At 63.9% G+C, this 18,731-nt stretch carries 19 protein-coding genes; 12 read left to right on the top strand and 7 right to left on the bottom strand.

Going from position 1 to position 18,731, the window contains the following annotated elements:
* The first annotated feature begins 234 nt into the window (after positions 1-234).
* A complete protein-coding gene (gene ychF / locus F8197_RS18395; protein WP_056146846.1) occupies positions 235-1,326 on the top strand; it encodes a redox-regulated ATPase YchF in 1,092 nt (363 codons plus the stop codon).
* Between the two features lie 54 nt (positions 1,327-1,380).
* Here ychF and F8197_RS18390 read toward each other — a convergent pair whose 3' ends face one another.
* From F8197_RS18390 to F8197_RS18380, 3 genes are all read right to left on the bottom strand, one after another.
* Positions 1,381-1,752 (bottom strand): MerR family transcriptional regulator, encoded by a 372-nt coding sequence (locus tag F8197_RS18390; protein WP_152883118.1) that lies wholly within the window; start codon positions 1,750-1,752, stop codon positions 1,381-1,383.
* A 19-nt stretch (positions 1,753-1,771) separates the two neighbouring features.
* Positions 1,772-2,248 (bottom strand): carboxymuconolactone decarboxylase family protein, encoded by a 477-nt coding sequence (locus tag F8197_RS18385; RefSeq protein ID WP_193333473.1) that lies wholly within the window; start codon positions 2,246-2,248, stop codon positions 1,772-1,774.
* Positions 2,249-2,324: 76 nt separating this feature from the next.
* Positions 2,325-3,947, bottom strand: a complete 1,623-nt coding sequence (locus F8197_RS18380) for an ABC-F family ATP-binding cassette domain-containing protein (RefSeq protein WP_152883117.1) — start codon at positions 3,945-3,947, stop codon at positions 2,325-2,327.
* Between the two features lie 249 nt (positions 3,948-4,196).
* Between F8197_RS18380 and F8197_RS18375 the strand changes: the two genes are divergently transcribed.
* The 3 genes from F8197_RS18375 to F8197_RS18365 all read left to right on the top strand — a co-directional run bounded on the left by F8197_RS18375 (position 4,197) and on the right by F8197_RS18365 (position 8,483).
* Entirely contained in the window at positions 4,197-6,242 is a 2,046-nt protein-coding gene (locus tag F8197_RS18375) for an NYN domain-containing protein (protein ID WP_152883116.1), read from the top strand.
* A gap of 100 nt (positions 6,243-6,342) precedes the next feature.
* Positions 6,343-7,200: an MOSC domain-containing protein gene (locus tag F8197_RS18370; protein WP_152883115.1), complete on the top strand. Its 858-nt coding sequence runs from the start codon at positions 6,343-6,345 to the stop codon at positions 7,198-7,200.
* A gap of 92 nt (positions 7,201-7,292) precedes the next feature.
* Positions 7,293-8,483: a diguanylate cyclase gene (locus tag F8197_RS18365; RefSeq protein WP_152883114.1), complete on the top strand. Its 1,191-nt coding sequence runs from the start codon at positions 7,293-7,295 to the stop codon at positions 8,481-8,483.
* A gap of 14 nt (positions 8,484-8,497) precedes the next feature.
* On the opposite strand, the gene bluB is transcribed toward F8197_RS18365, so the two are convergent.
* Positions 8,498-9,148, bottom strand: a complete 651-nt coding sequence (gene bluB / locus F8197_RS18360) for a 5,6-dimethylbenzimidazole synthase (RefSeq protein WP_152883113.1) — start codon at positions 9,146-9,148, stop codon at positions 8,498-8,500.
* A gap of 37 nt (positions 9,149-9,185) precedes the next feature.
* Positions 9,186-11,168, bottom strand: a complete 1,983-nt coding sequence (locus tag F8197_RS18355) for a monovalent cation:proton antiporter family protein (RefSeq protein ID WP_152883112.1) — start codon at positions 11,166-11,168, stop codon at positions 9,186-9,188.
* Between the two features lie 126 nt (positions 11,169-11,294).
* On the opposite strand from F8197_RS18355, the gene F8197_RS18350 reads away from it, so the two are divergent.
* The 8 genes from F8197_RS18350 (at position 11,295) to F8197_RS18315 (ending at position 18,291) form a co-directional block, all read left to right on the top strand.
* On the top strand, positions 11,295-12,293 hold the full coding sequence (locus F8197_RS18350) for an SIS domain-containing protein (protein WP_152883111.1): 999 nt from the start codon (positions 11,295-11,297) through the stop codon (positions 12,291-12,293).
* On the top strand, positions 12,293-12,895 hold the full coding sequence (gene lptC, locus F8197_RS18345) for an LPS export ABC transporter periplasmic protein LptC (RefSeq protein WP_026637565.1): 603 nt from the start codon (positions 12,293-12,295) through the stop codon (positions 12,893-12,895). Before F8197_RS18350 ends, lptC begins: the two co-directional genes overlap by 1 nt.
* 9 nt (positions 12,896-12,904) lie before the next feature.
* Positions 12,905-13,507 (top strand): lipopolysaccharide transport periplasmic protein LptA, encoded by a 603-nt coding sequence (lptA, locus tag F8197_RS18340; RefSeq protein WP_056146862.1) that lies wholly within the window; start codon positions 12,905-12,907, stop codon positions 13,505-13,507.
* 1 nt (position 13,508) lies between these two features.
* On the top strand, positions 13,509-14,261 hold the full coding sequence (gene lptB, locus F8197_RS18335) for an LPS export ABC transporter ATP-binding protein (RefSeq protein ID WP_152883110.1): 753 nt from the start codon (positions 13,509-13,511) through the stop codon (positions 14,259-14,261).
* Positions 14,262-14,264: 3 nt separating this feature from the next.
* Positions 14,265-15,740, top strand: coding sequence for an RNA polymerase factor sigma-54 (locus tag F8197_RS18330; protein ID WP_056146865.1), 1,476 nt, complete (start codon positions 14,265-14,267; stop codon positions 15,738-15,740).
* Between the two features lie 75 nt (positions 15,741-15,815).
* Positions 15,816-16,175 carry a ribosome hibernation-promoting factor, HPF/YfiA family gene (gene hpf, locus F8197_RS18325; protein WP_019923404.1) on the top strand — a complete coding sequence of 120 codons (360 nt, stop codon included), beginning with the start codon at positions 15,816-15,818 and terminating at the stop codon, positions 16,173-16,175.
* A gap of 62 nt (positions 16,176-16,237) precedes the next feature.
* Entirely contained in the window at positions 16,238-17,200 is a 963-nt protein-coding gene (locus tag F8197_RS18320) for an alginate lyase family protein (RefSeq protein WP_152883109.1), read from the top strand.
* Positions 17,197-18,291, top strand: a complete 1,095-nt coding sequence (locus F8197_RS18315; RefSeq protein WP_152883108.1) for an enoyl-CoA hydratase/isomerase family protein — start codon at positions 17,197-17,199, stop codon at positions 18,289-18,291. The genes F8197_RS18320 and F8197_RS18315 overlap by 4 nt, the downstream gene beginning before the upstream one ends.
* On the opposite strand, the gene F8197_RS18310 is transcribed toward F8197_RS18315, so the two are convergent.
* Together F8197_RS18310 and F8197_RS18305 are read right to left on the bottom strand one after the other, a co-directional pair.
* Positions 18,221-18,442 (bottom strand): hypothetical protein, encoded by a 222-nt coding sequence (locus F8197_RS18310; RefSeq protein ID WP_152883107.1) that lies wholly within the window; start codon positions 18,440-18,442, stop codon positions 18,221-18,223. The two genes, F8197_RS18315 and F8197_RS18310, sit on opposite strands and share 71 nt — an antisense overlap.
* Positions 18,435-18,665 carry a type II toxin-antitoxin system RelE/ParE family toxin gene (locus F8197_RS18305; RefSeq protein WP_373996907.1) on the bottom strand — a complete coding sequence of 77 codons (231 nt, stop codon included), beginning with the start codon at positions 18,663-18,665 and terminating at the stop codon, positions 18,435-18,437. Before F8197_RS18305 ends, F8197_RS18310 begins: the two co-directional genes overlap by 8 nt.
* Positions 18,666-18,731: the final 66 nt, after the last annotated feature.

Here is an 18,731-nt window from a genome sequence, read left to right as displayed (position 1 = left end):
TGACGTAGACACTGTACACACAACTAACGCGCACCGGCGCCATTGGTATGACCCGGATTTCGTATCAAATGTAAGCAATTGTTCCCAAAAATCATGAGTTCGACCGTGCGGCGGGCGCGGTTTTTTTGAACCTCGGAGGCGGGGGAGGTACAATAGACCCCTTGAACTTAAAAAACGCCATTCAGGCCGTTTTCACCAGCCGCTTGCCGGCGCTATGATTATTAAAGGTTTTCCATGAGTCTCCAATGCGGCATCGTCGGCCTGCCTAACGTCGGCAAGTCCACCCTGTTCAACGCCCTGACCAAAGCGGGCATCCCGGCCGAAAACTACCCGTTCTGCACCATCGAGCCGAACGTCGGCGTGGTGGAAGTTCCCGATCCGCGCATGGCTGCGCTGGCCGAGATCGTCAAGCCGGAACGCATGGTCAACGCCATCGTCGAATTCGTCGACATCGCCGGCCTGGTCGCTGGCGCCTCGCAGGGCGAGGGCCTGGGCAACCAGTTCCTGTCGCACATCCGCGAAACCGACGCCATCGTCAACGTGGTGCGCTGCTTCGAAGACGACAACGTGATCCACGTTTCCGGCAAGGTCAGCCCGCTCGACGATATCGAAGTCATCCAGACCGAGCTGGCGCTGGCCGACCTGGGCACCGTGGAAAAAGCCATCCACCGCGAAAACAAGAAATCGCGCTCGGGCGACAAGGACGCCGCCAAGCTGCTGGCCATCATGGAGCGCATCGTGCCGCACCTGAACGAAGCCAAGCCGGTGCGCGCCATGGGCCTCGATGCCGACGAAATGGCCCTGATCAAGCCGCTGTGCCTGATCACCGCCAAGCCGGCCATGTACGTGGCCAACGTGTCCGACAGCGGCTTTACCAACAACCCGCTGCTGGACCAACTGACCGCCTACGCCAAAACCCAGAACGCTCCGATCGTGGCCATCTGCGCCTCGATCGAAGCGGAAATCGCCGACCTGGACGACGCCGACAAGACCGAGTTCCTGGCCGACATGGGCATGCAAGAGCCAGGCCTCGACCGCCTGATCCGCGCCGCCTACAACCTGCTGGGCCTGCAAACCTACTTTACCGCCGGTGTGAAGGAAGTGCGCGCCTGGACCATCCGCGTGGGCGACACCGCGCCGCAAGCAGCTGGTGTGATCCACACCGACTTCGAACGCGGCTTCATCCGCGCGCAAACCATCGCCTACGACGACTACATCCAGTACAAGGGTGAAGCCGGCGCCAAGGAAGCAGGCAAGATGCGCGCCGAGGGCAAGGAATACGTGGTCAAGGATGGGGATGTACTGAACTTCCTGTTCAACGTCTGATCGAACGGAACCGAGGAGCCCTGCTGATGCGGGGCTTTTTTGTATCTGTCATTGCTATTTCGAACGTTCCACTGCCCGGTAATACCCGATCTTGTCCTCCAGCGCCTGCACCGACAGGCGCATCGCGTCCATTTCCGCCAGCACGTCCTGCAGGTGCGTTTCCAGCATCCGCCGCCGGTCAGGCACGGTGTTGTCGCCTGCTGCGCGCAGGGTGGCGAACGCTTTCATCCGGCTGATCGGCATACGCGTGGTGCGCAGGCGCAGCAGGAAGTCGATCCATGCCAGGTCTGCCGCCGCATAGCGCCGCTGGCCCCCCTCGGCGCGACCCACCGGGGCGATCAGTCCGATCCGTTCGTAATAGCGCAGCGTGTGGGCGGTCAGCCCGGTGCGCCTGGCGACTTCGTCGATGCTGAGGTGGGATGCCATGGGCCGCTCCTGGTGGATGTCATTTTGTTGCAGTGATTTTAACCCCGCGCCTGTCGAATACTTCGCGTGCGGCGCTGATGCCATTCAGGGCACTGGGGAATCCTGCATACACGGCCATCTGGATGATGACTTCGATGATCTCTTCCGGCGTGCAGCCGACGTTGAGTGCACCTTCGATATGGACCTTCAATTGCGACTGCGCATTGCCCAGCGCGGTCAGGGCGGAAATGGTGGCAAGTTCGCGCGTGCGCAGCGACAGGACAGGGCGCGAGAACACGTCGCCATAGGCAAAATCGACGATCCAGTGACCCAGCTCGGGCGACAGGTCGCGCAACGAGTCCACCACTGTCGTCCCTGCGCTGCCGGTGATGGCGGCAATGGTGTGTTCGCCTCGCACGCGACGTTCATCGCGTTGCTCCTGGGCGCTGGCGGCAGTCGTGGAGACGATGCCGGCCAGCAACAGGGTTTTCGGAAACAGCATGGTCATGAGTGCCATTGGTATGCTCCTGGTTGGTCGATGAGAAAGTTCTCAAGCACAGGCTAATACTTCGAGCGCACTCCAAGTCAAGCGCTCACCATGGATCGAGCCGCCAACCGTTTTCGTCAGCCGATAGCCGGTCGGTCAGCGCCAGGTTGTCCAGGAAAGCATCGTCGTGCGACACCACCACCAGCGCGCCCCGGTAGCTGCGCAGCATGGTTTCCAGCGCCTGCAGCGACGGCAGGTCGAGGTGGTTGCCGGGTTCGTCGAGCAGCAGCAGTTGCGCCGGGGGATCGGCGTACAGCACGCAGGCCAGTGCCGCCTTCAAGCGTTCGCCGCCGCTGAGCATGCCGCTGGGAGCGATGATATTTTGCGCACCGAGCCCCAACTGTGCCAGCCAGGTGCGCAAGGTGCCTTCCGCTACAACGCGGTTGGCTGCCATCAGGTGTTCGAGCACGGTGCGCGCCGGATCCAGATCGGCCAGGCGCTGATCGAGGTACACGCAGGTATCGGCCACCTGGCAACTGCCTGCCAGCGGCGCGATGCGGCCGGCCATCACTTGCAGCAGGGTTGACTTGCCGCAGCCGTTGGGGCCGATCACGCCCACGCGCTGCCCGGCGCTCAAGCCGAGCGTGATATGGCGCGTGGCCGCCGGCACGAATGGCAGCGCCACCGCGTCGAGCTGCACCACGCGCCGTCGCGTCCCACGCACTGCGGGCAGCGCGTGCAGCACGATCTCCGCCTCGTCCCGCACCTGCTGCGCGGCAGCGCGCACCCGTTCCGATAGATGTTCACGCGCGGTATCCTGTTGCTGGCGCAATTTACCGGCCGAGCTTTCGCTGCGTTCCTTCTGCCGGCCCAGCAGGATCCTGGCCTGGTTGGCTTCCTTGCCCTGGCGTGCGCCCCTGGCTTGGCGCTGGTCCTGGCGTTCGCGCTGGGTGCGCATCGCCTGCTCTTCTCGCTGGCGTTCGAGCTTGCGCTGGTCGAGCTGGTCGAGTGCGCTTTGGTGCGCCTGCGCGCGGGCGGCAGCATAAAAACTGTAGTTGCCGCCATAGCTGCGCAAGCCCTGCGGCGACAGCTCGACGATGCGCGCCATGGTATCGAGCAACTGGCGGTCGTGGCTGACCACCAGTAGGCCGCGTGGCCAGCGCTGCAATTGGGCGATCAGCGCTTGCCGGTGGTGGCGGTCGAGATGGTTGCTCGGTTCGTCGAGGAGCAGGAAATCGGCGCCGGAAACCATGGCGCCGGCCAGGGCCACGCGCATGGCTTCACCGCCGCTCAGAGCGCTTGCCGGGGTGTTGGCGTCGTGGCGGTCCAGGCCGCTGCGGTCGAGTTCCTGTTGCAGCAATTGCGGCAAATCCCAGCGGTCGCCCACCAGGTCGAAATCTTCCACCGCCACGCTGCCGGCCTCGATGCGGGCCAGCGCATCAAGTTCGGCGCGCACGCCGGCCAGGTCGGCGATGGTGGCGCCGGGCGCGGGGGCCACCTGCTGGGCCAGGTAATACACGGAACCGTGGCGCACGCAGCGCCCGGAGGCGGGCGCCAGCTGGCCGGCCAGGATGCGCGCGAGCACGGTCTTGCCGGCGCCGTTGCGCCCGACCAGGCCGGTTGCCTGCTGGTCGAGTTGTTCATGCAGATCGGAAAACAGCAGGCTGCCGTCGGGCAGGCTGTACGTCACGCCATCGAGCGTGATGTGCGGGGTCGAAAGTTGCGTCATACGTCACTCCAATAGATGCCAGGAACTCCCGGTGGAAAGGGGAGCAGTGGAGACTGGCCGTCAAGAAGACGGCGGCATCAATGGCGCATCGGACGAGTACCTCGGTGATTGGGAAGAGCGCTCATTATAGAACAGGGCATGGATCAGTACATGGAGGGCAAGGCGTTGTTGGGTATAATCGTCGGATTAGCCGACCGCCGGACCACGCGTTTGTTCCCCCGCATCACTCTTCACTAGAAAATATTCCTCATGGCATCTTCCAACGATAACGTCAGCATGGCGCTGTTCTGCGATTTTGAAAACGTCGCGCTCGGTGTACGCGACGCCAACTACGACAAGTTCGACATCAAGCCGGTGCTGGAACGTCTGCTGCTCAAGGGCAGCATCGTGGTCAAGAAAGCGTATTGCGACTGGGATCGCTACAAGGGCTTCAAGGCGCCCATGCACGAGGCCAACTTCGAGCTGATCGAAATCCCGCACGTGCGCCAGTCCGGCAAGAACTCGGCCGACATCCGCATGGTGGTCGATGCGCTCGACCTGTGCTATACCAAGTCGCACGTGGATACTTTTGTGATCATCTCGGGCGACTCCGACTTTTCGCCGCTGGTGTCCAAGCTGCGCGAGAACGCCAAGAAGGTTATCGGCGTGGGCGTCAAGCAATCGACGTCCGACCTGCTGGTGGCCAACTGCGACGAATTCATTTTCTACGACGACCTGGTGCGCGAGAGCCGCCGTGCCCGCCGCGATGCAGGCGAGGCCAAGCCTGCCGTCAAGCGCTCGCCGGAAGAAGAAAACGCCCGCCGCGACGAAATGGAAAAGCGCCGCGACCAGGCCGTGGAAATCGCCGTCAACACCTTCGAAGCCCTGGTGCTCGAGCGTGGCGACAGCGGCAAGATCTGGGCATCGGTACTGAAGGAAGCGATCAAGCGCCGCAAGCCGGACTTCAGCGAGTCGTACTACGGCTTCCGCACCTTCGGCAACCTGATCGAGGAATGCAAGGCGCGCGGCCTGCTGGAATTCGGCCGCGACGAAAAGTCGGGCGCCTACGTCTACCGCAGTAGCGGCGCGCAAAACAGCTCGGCCCAGGCGCGTGCGGAAGGCCAGTCCGGCGAGAGCAGCCACAACGGCCAGAACGAGAACGGCGGCAACGACGCGCCGGAGCAGGGCAACGAATCGCGCCGCAGCCGCAACCGTGGCCGCACGGCCGCCGAACGCTTTGCCGAACGCCAGGCCGAGCGCCATGGCCGCCAGGGCCAGGCCCGTCCCGGCCCGGCTGACGACAACCCGGGCGCAATCGCGATTGCCATCGACACCACGCCGGAAACCGACGCCATTGCGCCTGCCGAACCACTGGCAGAACTGGCTGACGCTGCGCAAGCGGCTGCCAATGCCGGCATCGCTGCTGCACCGGCAGCCAATAACGACCGCGATGGCAACCGCAATCGCAACCGTGGCGGCCGCGACCGCAACAACCGCAATGAGCGAGGCGACCGCAATGACCGCAACGGCGGTGGCCAACGCAATCAGCCCGGTCAGCCGCGTCACCCGGCTGCGGAGGTGGAAGTGCAAGCCGCCGCGCCGGTTGTGCTGGAAGCAGCAGTGGCGTTGCCGGAGGTGCAGGATGCGCCCGTCGTTAGCGGCGAAGGACCAGGCCAGGTTCAGCCACAGGCCCCAGCCAAAAAGAAAAGCGGCGCCAAACCACCGGCACGCAAGGTAAAAGCTGCGGCCAAGGCGCCGGCAGCGCAGCTTGATCAGGCAGTAACGAGCGCGCCAGCGGCGCAGGATGCCGCGGCGGTCGCATCTTCGGCAGTCGCTGCCCCGATGGCCACGCCAGCTACGCAGAAAGCCGCGCCGGTTGCCGCCCCGGTGGTCACGCCAGCGGTGCAGGAAGCCGCACCGGTCGCCACCAAGGTAGTCACGCCAGTTGCGCCGGCTGCCGAGACAGGCGGTACCAACGTTGCCAACGCCAACGCCAAGCCGGCCCGTCCGGCAAAGCCAAAGGCCAAGCCGAAAGCCAAGCCGGCCGCCGACCGCGCGAATGGCGCTGTGGTAGCGATTGCTCAACCGGCCGCCGACCGCGCGCCTGGCGCCGCAGCAGCGGTTGCCCAACCGGCCGCCGACCGCGCGCCTGGCGCCGCAGCAGCGGTTGCCCAACCGGCCGCAATTGCAGCCGAAGCAGCTGCAGAAGCAGCAGCCGGCAACGCAACCCCGGCCGCCAAGGCACCGAAGCAACCACGGGCGCCCAAGGCACCACGGGCGCCGAAAGCTTCCAAGGCGCCAGCCACGGAAGAGTAATACCCCCGGGGGCGCCGCCACGCGCCCCCGTTGTCAATCAATATAGCAAGATTGCAATCCGACTAACCGCGCGCTGGTCGCGCAGCTTTCCGTGTGTGCCATGCCCATCCTGTCCGAACTCATCCTCTACCCGATCAAATCCTGCGCCGGCCTGTCGCTGCCGCAAGCGTTGCTGACCACGGCCGGCCTGGCCACTGCCGATGAAAAAGTCCTTGACCGCGAATGGATGGTGGTCGATGCCAACGGCGGCTACATGACGCAGCGTGATTTCCCGCGCATGGCGCTGATCACCCCCACCTTGCACGCCGACACGCTGACGCTGGCCTTCCCCGGCATGCCGGCGCTGGAACTGGCGTTGGCGCGGCCCGATGCGCAGTCGGCGCCCACGCGCCGCGTGCACATCTGGGATGACAGCCTGCGCGCCTATGACTGCGACGACGCTATCGCCACCTGGTTCAGCGCAGCACTGGGCGTGCCTTGCCGGCTGGTACGGTTTCACGCCGACGCCGTGCGGGTGGTCAGCCAGAAGTGGACCGGCGACGTTGCCGCCACCACGCTGTTTTCCGACGGTTTCCCGATCCTGGTCATCGGCCAGGGCTCGCTGGACGACCTCAACGACAAACTGCGCGGCGCGGGCCGCGCCGCGCTGCCGATGAACCGCTTCCGGCCGAACGTGGTGATCGCCGGCATCGAAGCGTTCGAGGAAGACTACATCGAGACCTTCCAGATCGGCGATGTCGAATTAAAACCGGTCAAGCCGTGCCCGCGTTGCCCGATGCCATCGGTGGACCAGACCACCGGCGAGTTCGGTCCTGATCCGCTGGAAATACTGCAAAGCTATCGCGCAAAACCCGAGCTCGATGGTGCGTTGTGTTTCGGTATGAACGCCATCGTTACCGTCGGTGATGGCCGTATCGTGCGGGTGGGCCAGGAAATCGAGGTTGCGCTGGCGTTTTAATGCACTTCCGGCCAGTGAGGCATTCCCAAGCGGCATAACTTGGCGTAAGGTTATGCAAGACCAGATATTGGGTGAAGAGCAAGGAATTATTTATGACGCAGACTGCAACCGGCAAGTTGGCGCCGAGCACGGATACGGACCACGCAGCGCACGACGCTGAACTGGTCAACAAGCTGGCCGCCGAAAACCAGGCTCTCCGCGCCCGCATGGCCTATCTGCTGGAGCAGGCTGAACGCAATCACTCGATCATGACGCGCCACCAAGCGTTCGACCTGGACATTGTCAGCGCCGGCAACTTCCCGGAACTGGTGGGCACCATCCTCAGCGTGTTGCCGGTCATTTCCGAGCTCGACGCCGTTACCCTCACGCTACTGGACGAGGGTGAAGATATCCGCACCGTCATGCTCAAGCTCGACGTGGTGTTCGAGGATTTTCCCGACCTGATTTTCGTGGAGGAGCTCGACGCGCTCGGTTTCGACCTGTCCGAGCGCACCGCAACCTCGCCGCCGCCCAAGCCGCTGCTGGGCATGTTCGATGCGCACCGTCACGGCGCCGCCTTTCCCAACGCGACAGCGGGGCTGCAAAGCGTGGCGCTGGTGCCGCTGTTGCGCAACAAGCGCATCATCGGCAGCCTCAACCTGGCCAGCCGCGACCCCACCCGCTTCACGCCGAGCCTGGGCACCGATTTCGTCGAACACATGGCGTCGATCGTCGCCATTTGCCTGGAAAACGTCATCAGCAACGAGATGCTCAAGTACATCGGGCTGACCGATTCGCTCACCGGCGTCTACAACCGCCGCTACATCGACCGCCGCCTGCTGGAAGAAATCGCCCGCGCACGGCGCCAGGCGTATCCGATCTCGTTCATGTACATCGACGTCGATCACTTCAAGCGCGTCAACGACACCGTGGGCCACGGCGGCGGCGACGAAGTGCTGCGCGAAGTGGCCAGCCGCATCAAGAACGAGCTGCGCGCCTCGGATGCGCTGGCGCGTTTCGGCGGCGAGGAATTCGTGGTGCTGCTGATCGATGCGCCGCTCGACAGCGCCGCCTTCGTTGCCGAGCGCATCCGCGCTGGCGTGGCTGCCACCATGATCGCCCTTACGCCCGAGCTGCAAGTGTCGGTGACGGTGTCGATCGGCGTGGCCTCACTGCACCCGGGCGACACCGAAGGCGACCCGGTCGCCATTGCCCGCGCCTGGGTCGCCGCCGCCGACCTGCGCCTGTACGCCGCCAAAGAAGCCGGGCGCAATCGCGTGGTCAGCACCGCACCGGCGGCCTAGCCTCTACAAGCTTGTTACCCGGCAGCGTCGGGCCAGCGGTCCACCGCGACTAACTGCGCCAGCTCACGGCGCGTATCCCACCCCTCCATCTCCAGCATCGGCCGTGGATAGAATTGCTCCACGTGCCCCAGGCACAGCACGGCCACCGGCCGCGCGCCGTCGGGCATGGCCAGCAGTTGCGCCAGTTGTTCCGGGTCGAACAGCGATACCCAGCCCATGCCCAGTCCCTCGGCGCGCGAGGCCAGCCACATGTTCTGGATCGCGCAGGCGACCGACGCCAGGTCCATCTCGGGCAGCGTGCGGCGGCCGAACACGTGCGCTTCGCGGCCATCGGTCAGGGCGACGACAAACAGCGCGCCGCACTCGCGGATGCCTTCCACCTTTAAACGCATGAACTCGGCGCCGCGTTCGCCCAGCGCTGCGGCCGTGTTGAGCCGTTCTGCTTCCACCAGGTCGATGATGGCGCTGCGCACGGCGGGGCTGGCGATGCGGATGAAGCGCCACGGCTGCATATAGCCCACGCTGGGCGCCTGGTGCGCCGCGTGCAGCAGGCGCGCGATCACCGCTTCGTCCACCGCGCCGGGAACGAAGTGGCGCACGTCGCGCCGCTCCTGGATGACGCGATAGACGGTGTCGATTTCTTGCTCAGTAAATACTGCGGACATGACTGCCTTGCTAAGTTGGTGCAACTGCCGCGCCGGATCAGCGCAGCAGCAAATTCTCGGCGCGCGCCACGGCATCGGCCGCGCCGCGCAGCACGACCACGTCGCCGGCTGCCAGCACGGTCTCGGGACCGAAGTCGATGACCTGCTTGCCGCGACGCAGGCTGGCAACCACGGCGCCGCTGTCGGCCAGCAGGCACTGGCCCAGCTGCTTGCCCACACTGGGCGTGTTGTCGGCCAGGGTGACCGGGTGCAGGCGGTCGAGGTCGGCGTCTTCGCCGACATCCGAAAAGCCGTGGAAGAAGCCGCGCAGCGACGCGTAACGGGCCTCGCGCGCGGCCTGCACGCGGTGCACGACCTTGCGCAGCGGCACGCCGAGCATCACCAAGGTGTGCGAGGCCAGCATCAGGCTGCCTTCCATCAGTTCCGGCACCACTTCGGCCGCGCCGGCCGCTTTCAGGGCGTCGAGGTCGGTGTCGTCGTGCGAACGCACCAGTACCGGCAAATTCGGCGCCAGCAAATGTACCTGGTGCAGCACCTTCAAGGCCGACGGCGTGCTGGCGTAGGTGATCACCACCGCGCTGGCGCGGTAGATGCCGGCCGCGACCAGGCTTTCGCGCCGCGCGGCGTCGCCGTACGACACTTGCAGGCCGGCCGCCTGCGCCACCTGCACCCGCTCGGGATCGAGGTCGAGCGCGTGGTAGTCAATTTTTTCTTCGGACAGCAGGGTGGCCAGGCTCTGGCCGCTGCGGCCGAACCCGGCCAGGATCACGTGCTTGTTGGTGGACATGGTGCGGCTGGCGATCTTGGTCAGCGCCAGCGACTGCATCATCCAGTCGTTGCTGGCCAGCTTCATGACGATCTGGTCGGACTTGGCGATGATCAGCGGCGCCACCAGCATCGACAGCACCATCGACGCCAGCACGACCTGGGTGATGAAGGGATCGATCAGCTTGTTGCCGCTGGCCAGGTTGAGCAGCACGAAGCCGAATTCGCCGGCCTGCGCCAGCGCCAGGCCGGTGCGGATCGACACGCCATCGCTCGAGCCGAACAGCTTGGCCAGCGCGGCGATCAGGGCAAACTTCACCAGCACCGGCGCGATCAGCAGGATCAGCACCAGCCACCAGTTGTCGATCACCATGCGCACGTTGAGCAGCATGCCCACCGTGATGAAGAACAGTCCCAGCAGCACGTCGCGAAACGGCTTGATGTCTTCTTCCACCTGGTGCTTGTACTCGGTTTCGGAAATCAGCATGCCGGCGACAAACGCCCCGAGCGCCAGGGACAGCCCGGCCTGTTCGGTAATCCACGCGGCGCCCAGCGTGATCAGGAGCAGGTTGAGCATGAACAGCTCCTGCGAGCGGCGCTTGACCACGATGGTGAACCAGCCGCGCATCAGGCGGTGGCCGACGAACAGCAGCAAGGTCAATACGATCACGGCCTTTACGCCCGCCCAGGCCAGGGTTTCCGCCAGCGCATCGGGACGCTGGCCCAGCGACGGGATCATGATCAGCAGCGGCACCACGGCCAGATCCTGGAACAGCAGGATGCCGATGATCTTGCGGCCATGCTCGCTCTCGAGCTCGAGCCGCTCGGTCAGCATCTTGACCACGATGGCGGTGGACGACATGGCCAGCGCGCCACCGAGCGCAAACGCGCCTTGCCAGCTGATCTGTAAATGGGCGGGTAGCTGGCTGGCGATGAGCCAGCCGAACAGCAGGGTGGCGATGATGGTAAACGCCACCTGCGCCAGCCCGAGGCCGAACACGATGCCGCGCATCGCCAGCAGCTTGGGCAGCGAGAATTCGAGCCCGATCGAGAACATCAGGAATACCACGCCGAACTCGGCCAGGCCGTGGGTAGCTTCGCTCTCCATGGCCCAGCCGAGCGCGTGGGGGCCGATCAGGATGCCGACGGCCAGGTAGCCGAGCATGGGCGGCAGATGCATCATGCGGAAGGCCACCACGCCCAGCACGGCGCTGCCTAACAAGACCAGGGTCAGTTCGAGCGGTGAAAACGTCATGTTGCCGTAGCCGTCAGTTTTTTATTCAGTGGTTGCGCACCACACAGGCGCATTGTTTCGACTGGCAAGTTTTTTGCTTTCTTAATTCGGCTATACTTGGGTATGAGTGTAACCCATGAAAAAACAATGCTGAAAGCTTTTGACGCAAAAATGGCGGCGCATGCGCTGCGGCTCGCCCGTGAAACGTTGCAAAACGAGGCCGCCGCCATTACTGCGCTGGAGCTGCGCCTGGGTGACGACGATACCGTCGTCAAAGCGATTGAACTGTTGTTTAATTGCAAGGGTAGGGTGGTGGTGTCCGGTATCGGCAAGTCCGGTCACATCGCCCGCAAGATGGCGGCCACGTTCGCCTCCACTGGCACCCCCGCCATGTTCGTGCACCCGGCCGAGGCTGCGCACGGCGACCTCGGCATGGTCACCGCTGACGACGCTTTCATTGCCATTTCGTACTCGGGTGAAAGTACCGAGCTGATGACCATCCTGCCGGTGGTCAAGCGCATGGGCAGCAAGGTCATTGCCATTACCGGCAAGCCGGGCTCCAGCCTGGCCAGCATCGCCGATGTCCACCTCAATGTTGCGGTGGCCAAGGAGGCGTGCCCGATGAACCTGGCGCCCACCACGTCCACCACCGTCACGCTGGCGCTGGGCGACGCGCTGGCAGTGGCCTTGCTCGATCTGCGCGGTTTCAGGGAAGAAGATTTCGCCCGGTCGCACCCGGGCGGCGCGCTGGGTCGGCGCCTGCTGACGCACGTGCGCGACGTCATGCGCAGCGGCGCCGATGTACCGAAGGTGCGCGCCGACGTCAAGCTCACCGACGCGCTGCTGGAAATGACCAGGAAGGGCATGGGCATGACCGCCGTGGTCGATGCCGACGACCAGCCGATCGGCGTGTTTACCGACGGCGACCTGCGCCGCATGATCGACAAGGTGCAGGACTTCACCCAGGTCCTGATCCGCGACGTCATGCACGCCAACCCGCGCAGCATCGCGCCGGAACAGCTGGCGGTCGATGCGGTCGCAATCATGGAACAGTTCCGCATCAACCAGGTGCTGGTGGCCGATGCCGATGGCAGGCTGGTCGGTGCGCTGCACATCCACGACCTCACACGCGCCAAGGTGATCTGATGCCTAACGTACGTAAAAGAACCGCCCACCGCTGGTCGCTCACCTGGATGGTCGTGATCGGCGTATTTGTGGCCGTCGGTACCGGCTGGATGGTGCAGTTGATTAACGAATCGAACCAGGATACGGCGCAGGACAAGTTCCGCAACGAGCCCGATTACATCATCGACCGGTTCAGCGTGGTGCGCATGACCAAGGACGGCAAGCCGGCTTATATCATTTCCGGCGACAAGCTCACCCACCTGCCGGCCGAAGAAGCGTCCGACATCATCAAGCCCTATATCAACACCTTGTCGGCCGAGCATCCGCCAATGACGGTGCGCGGCGACACCGCCCGCGTCGATCAGGACAACTCGCGCGTCAAGCTCGACGGCAACGTCAGCGTGGTGCGCCCGGCCAGTGGCAAGAGCCAGGCCATGAGCCTGACCACGTCCACGCTCACCGTGTTCCCGGACGAACAACGGATGGAAACCGTCGCACCGGTCGAACTGCACCTGGGCAAGACGGTGGCCACGGGCGTGGGCATGACCGCCAACAATGCAACGCTGCAAACCCAACTGGGTGGACGCGGCAAGATCACCGTGCCGCCGCATGCGGCACGCTAAAGGAAGATTATGAGAGCAATCACCAAGCAAACCTTCTGGTCGGCGGCACTGCTGCTGGCAGCACTGGCCATCCCGGCGCACGCCGAAAAAGCCGACTCCAACAAGCCGATCGAAGTGTCGTTCGACCAGGCCGACTCCGACGACGTCAAGCAGATCAAGACCTTCACCGGCAACGTCATCCTCACGCGCGGCACCATCCGCATGACCTCGCCCAAGGCGGTGGTCACGCAAGATCCCGAGGGCTACCAGTTCGTGGTGCTCACCGGCACGCCCGGCGTGCAGGCAACGTTTCGCCAGAAGCTTGACGGCGACACCGACAAATGGGTGGAAGGCCAGGCCGACCGCATCGAATACGACGACAAGACCGAGCTGGTCAAGCTGATTTCCAAGGGCCGCATCAAGCAGCTCGAGTCGGGCAAGGTCACCAGCCAGGTCGATGGCGAGTTCATCTCGTACGACAGCCGCCGCGAAGTGTTCGCGGTCAAGAACAGCAGCAGCGGCGAGAGCAAACCGGGCGCCGGCCGCGGCACCATGGTGATCCAGCCGTCGTCCAAGCGCCCGCCGATCGCGCCGGCGCAGCCGGTGCCTGCCACCCAGCCTGCGGGGAAATGACATGGAACCAAGTTGCGGTAGCACCCTGATCGTTCGCGGCCTGCAGAAAAGCTATGGCAAGCGCCAGGTCGTGCACGACGTCTCGCTGCAAGTAGAGTGCGGCGAAGTGGTGGGTTTGCTCGGCCCCAACGGCGCCGGCAAGACCACGTCGTTTTACATGATCGTCGGCCTGGTACCGTCCGACGCCGGCACCATCGATATCGGCGGCGTCGACGTCTCGTCACTGCCGATCCACCGCCGCGCCTCGCTCGGCCTGTCGTACCTGCCGCAGGAAGCGTCGGTGTTCCGCAAGCTGACGGTGGAAGAAAATATTCGCGCTGTCCTCGAAATTCAAAAAGTGGACGGCAAGCCTTTATCCAAGGCTGACATTACTGAACGGCTCAATACCCTGCTGGCCGATTTGCAAATCGAGAAGCTGCGCGACAACCCCGCGCTCTCGCTCTCCGGCGGCGAACGCCGCCGGGTGGAGATCGCCCGTGCGCTGGCCACCAACCCGCGCTTCGTGCTGCTCGACGAACCATTCGCCGGGGTCGACCCGATTGCCGTGATCGAGATCCAGCGCATCGTGCGCTTTCTCAAGGAGCGGCAAATCGGCGTCCTCATTACCGATCACAATGTGCGCGAGACGCTGGGCATCTGCGACCGCGCATATATCATCAACCAGGGCTCGGTGCTGGCGTCGGGCCGTCCGGACGACATCATCGCCGACGAGTCGGTGCGCCGCGTCTACCTGGGTGAACACTTCCGAATGTAATCCATGAAACAGTCGTTGCAACTGCGGACCTCGCAGCATCTCGCGCTGACGCCCCAACTGCAGCAATCGATCCGCTTGCTGCAGCTTTCCACGCTGGAGCTGCACCAGGAACTCGAACAACTCCTGACCGACAATCCCTTGCTCGAGCGGCTCGACGATCCGCTCGACCATTCTCTGCGGCTGTTGTCCGACGGCGCCATCAGCCAGCAGGCGCCGTCCGGCGAAGCACCGTCCGAATCGGGTCCGCAGGAAGCGGCGCCCGCCGGCGAGGCCGACGCCTACGACGGCCCCGCCGCCGATACCGAAAGTACCACCGCCGAAGCGGACATGGACTGGAGCGACGCCGGCCGCAGCAAGGCGCCCGACGACGAAGACGCGCGTCCGCAAATCGAAGCGCACCACTGCACCCTGCGCGAGCACCTGATGGAGCAGATGCGGGTGACCGTGCTCGAGCTGCGCGACCGCGCGCTGGTCGAACTGATCATCGATGCACTCGACGAAAACGGCTACCTCGAAGAAGCGCTCGACGAGATCCACGCGCGCCTGCCCGAGGAACTGGAAGTGGAACTCGACGAGCTGCAAACGGCGTTGTCGCTGCTGCAAAGTTTCGACCCTGCAGGGGTGGGGGCGCGCAATGCGGCCGAGTGCCTGGCGCTGCAAATCAAGCGCTTGCCCGGCATCCCGATGGTGACGCGACGGATGGCCGTGGCCATCGTCGAAAAGCACCTGACGTGGTTTGCCCAGCGCGATTTCAACAAGCTGAAAAAAGCGCTGCTGTGCGACGACGAAGACCTGCGCGAAGCGCAGACCGTGATCCGCCAGTGCAATCCGCACCCCGGTGCGGCGTTCGCCTCCGACGTCTCCGACTACGTGGTGCCGGACGTGATCGTGAAAAAATCGCGCACCGGTTGGCAGGTCAGCCTGAACAACGACGTCATGCCGCGCCTGCGTGTGAACGCCATGTACGCCAACCTGCTCAAGCAGGGCAAAGGTGAGGGCGCCATGGGCGCGCAGCTGCAGGAGGCGAAGTGGCTGATCAAGAATATGCGCCAGCGGTTCGACACCATCCTGCGCGTGGCACAAGCGATAGTAGAACGACAAAAGAACTTTTTCTCGCACGGCGCGGTTGCCATGCGCCCCCTTGTGCTTCGCGAAATTGCTGATACACTGGGTTTACACGAGAGCACCATTTCTCGGGTAACAACTCAGAAATACATGCTGACTCCGCACGGCATGTTTGAGCTGAAATATTTTTTTGGTAGCCACGTCGCCACCGAAGCGGGAGGTGAAGCCAGTTCGACGGCGATACGGGCACTGATCGTGCAACTGACAGGAGCTGAAGACCCTAAAAATCCTTTATCCGACAGTAAGATTGCGGACATGCTGGGAGAACAGGGCATGGTGATTGCGCGACGCACTGTTGCCAAATATCGCGAAGCCCTCAAAATCCCTCCAGTCAGTCTCCGCAAGTCTTTGTAGTGCACTGGTTCCTGCGTGCCCGGCATCAATGGGCAACGCACTAACCGTCAGCGACATCTATCTTTAGGAGTGTGTATGAATCTCACCATCAGTGGACATCATCTCGAAGTGACCGCCGCCATTCGTGAATACGTGCAGAGCAAGCTCGAACGCGTGACACGGCACTTTGATCAAGTGATTGATATTGCTGTCATTCTGACCGTAGATAACCTTAAAGAGAAAACCAAGCGCCAAAAGGCTGAAATCAATCTGCGCCTGTCCGGTAAAACGGTCTACGTGGAAAGCCTGTCGCAAGACCTGTACGCTGCGATCGACACCCTGATCGACAAGCTGGACCGCCAGGTCATGAAGTACAAAGGCAAAGTCCAACAGCACGGCCACGATGCGATCAAGCATCTCCCGGATAACTTCGAACCAGCTGCCGCCGCCCTTTAACAACGGCGCGACACACCAACTAAGGGCGCTGAACGAGCGCCCTTTCTTGTTTCTGGAGCTACATGAAAATTGTTTATCTGGTTTATACCGTTCTCCTTTCCGCCTCCGCTGCTTCCGCCGTCGCCGCTACCTGCCAGCCGGCGCCGGCCGCCGTCATCGACATCGACGCCAACAGCTACTACAACGACGCCAACCATTCCGTGATCGACCCGGCGCGGCGCGCCAAAAACATTGCCAGCACCGAGCCGGTCGAACAATTCTTGTCTGGTGTCGCCCGCAACGCCAGCCGCTACCAGGCCAACAGCAAGCCGCAAGACGCCGCCTGCGCCTTGAACTGGCTGGATAGCTGGGCCGGCCAGCAGGCCATGCTGGGCAAGATGTCGAGCGAGCAGGCGTATTTCGTGCGCAAGTGGACGCTCGGTGGCCTCGCGCTCAGCTATGCGCGCGTGCAGGCAGCCGCCACGCCCGCGCAAAAGAAAGCGATCGAAGCGTGGCTGTCCACGCTGGCCGACGCCACGCTGGTCCACGCCGACACCCGCAAGGGCAAGCGCAACAACCATTACTACTGGGAAGGGCTGGCCGTGACTGCCGTCGGCGCCGTCACCCACGACCAGCGTTTATTAACATGGGGGCACGGCGTGTTCGACAACGCGATGGCCCAGGTCGCTTCGGACGGCGCGCTGCCAGCCGAGATGGCGCGCGGCGCCAAGGCGCTGCATTACCACGCGTTCGCTGCCGCGCCGCTGACCATGATGGCATCGATTCTTGACCTGCAATCGCCGACGCTGGACCGGCTGGTGACATACACGCTGGCCGCTGCGCGCAATCCGTCGACCATGAACCAGGTCACCGGCTTCAGGCAGGAAACAGTGACTGATATGCCGTTTGCCGTGATCTATGCGCGCCACATGGGGCACCCGCCGGCAGCCGCTGCAAAATTCCAGGCCCGCCTGGGCGGCGATTTAACCTTGCCCAACCCGCTAGAACACTTGCCTTCGTCGAACAAATCCACAGGACAGCCATGAGCGAAAACGTAATAACGACCGTCAGCCAAGGCACCGGCGTCATCACGCTCGATCGTCCGCGCGCGCTCAACTCGCTGTCACTCGACATGGTGCGCGCCATCACGCACACCTTGCTGGCCTGGCGCGACGACGACGCCGTGCAGGCGGTGGTCGTGCGCAGCAGCAGCGACAAGGCGTTTTGCGCCGGCGGCGACATCCGCTTCTTCCACGACCTGGGCCGCGCCACGCCGCAGCAGGGCAGCGCGCTGGTCGAGGATTTCTTCACCGAGGAATACGCGCTCAACCACCTGGTCCACCATTACCCGAAACCGTATATCGCGGTGATGGACGGCGTGGTGATGGGCGGCGGCATGGGCGTGGCGCAGGCCGGTCCGCACAGCCGCACACGCATCGTCACCGATCGCACGAAGATGGCAATGCCGGAGACCAATATCGGCCTGTTCCCGGACGTCGGTGCCAGCTATTTTCTGTCCCGTTTGCCGGGCCGGTTGGGGCTGTACCTGGGCATCACCGGCGCCACCATCGGCGCAGCCGATGCGCTGTATGCGGGACTGGCCGACCATTACGTGCCGGCGGCCGATTTAACGGCGCTGGGAGAGGTTTTGAATGCGGGTGTCGGTGCTGGCCTGCCGGCGGCGATTGCGGCCTTTGCAGCCCCGTTCAGGGCCGCTGCCGGGCCAAGTTCGCTTGAACGTGACCGCGCCGCCATCGACCGTCATTTTGGTGCGGGATCGGTGCCGGCCATTGTCGCCTCGTTGCAACACGACGACAGCGAGTTTGCCAGGGCGACGCTGGCGCTCATGGCCGCGCGCTCACCGCTGATGATGTGCGTGGCGCACGCCTTGCAGCAACAGGGGGCGGCAATGAGCATGGCCGACTGCCTGCGCATGGAACGCGCCGCAGTGCGCCGCACGCTGGAAAACGGCCAGGTCATCGAAGGCATCCGCGCGCTGGTGATCGACAAGGACCACGCCCCGCGCTGGACGCCACCGGCGCTGGCCGATGTGACCGATGACATGGTCAGGCAGATTTTGGCACCCGCGTGGCCGGACCACGCGCATCCGCTGCGCCATTTTCACGGCGCTGCCTGACAGCATGCGCCCGCGCCCGCCGCACGACCTCGCGCGCCGCCGCAATGTGCGCGGGGTCGGCGGTTTCGATCGCGTCCGCCATGAAGGCGTCGATCGCCTCGGTGCTGGTCAGCAGTTCGGCAGGGTCGAATGGGATGAAATGTTCAGTCATGGTGGTGTCTCCACTGATGAGCAAGATGTTTCGCTTTGAGAATGTCGCGGGCCTGGGAGCCCTTGGTGCCGCCGCTGAGCAGCACAACCACGGTTGCTCCCTCGCGAATAAAGTAGATCCGGTAGCCCGGCCCCGCATGCAGGCGCAGTTCGAAAAGGCTGTCACCGAGCGCGGCGATGTCATTGGCCATGCCTTGCGACAGGCGCAGCAGCCGTGATGCCACCAGTGCCCGCGCTTGTGGATCGCGCAGCCCCCGTGGCCCACTTGTTGAATGTTTCTGATTGGATGA

The sequence above is a fragment of the Duganella sp. FT27W genome (assembly GCF_009295655.1).
Classification (GTDB): Bacteria; Pseudomonadota; Gammaproteobacteria; order Burkholderiales; family Burkholderiaceae_D; genus Rugamonas; species Rugamonas zoogloeoides.
This window is presented reverse-complemented; position numbering and strand designations above follow the sequence as displayed.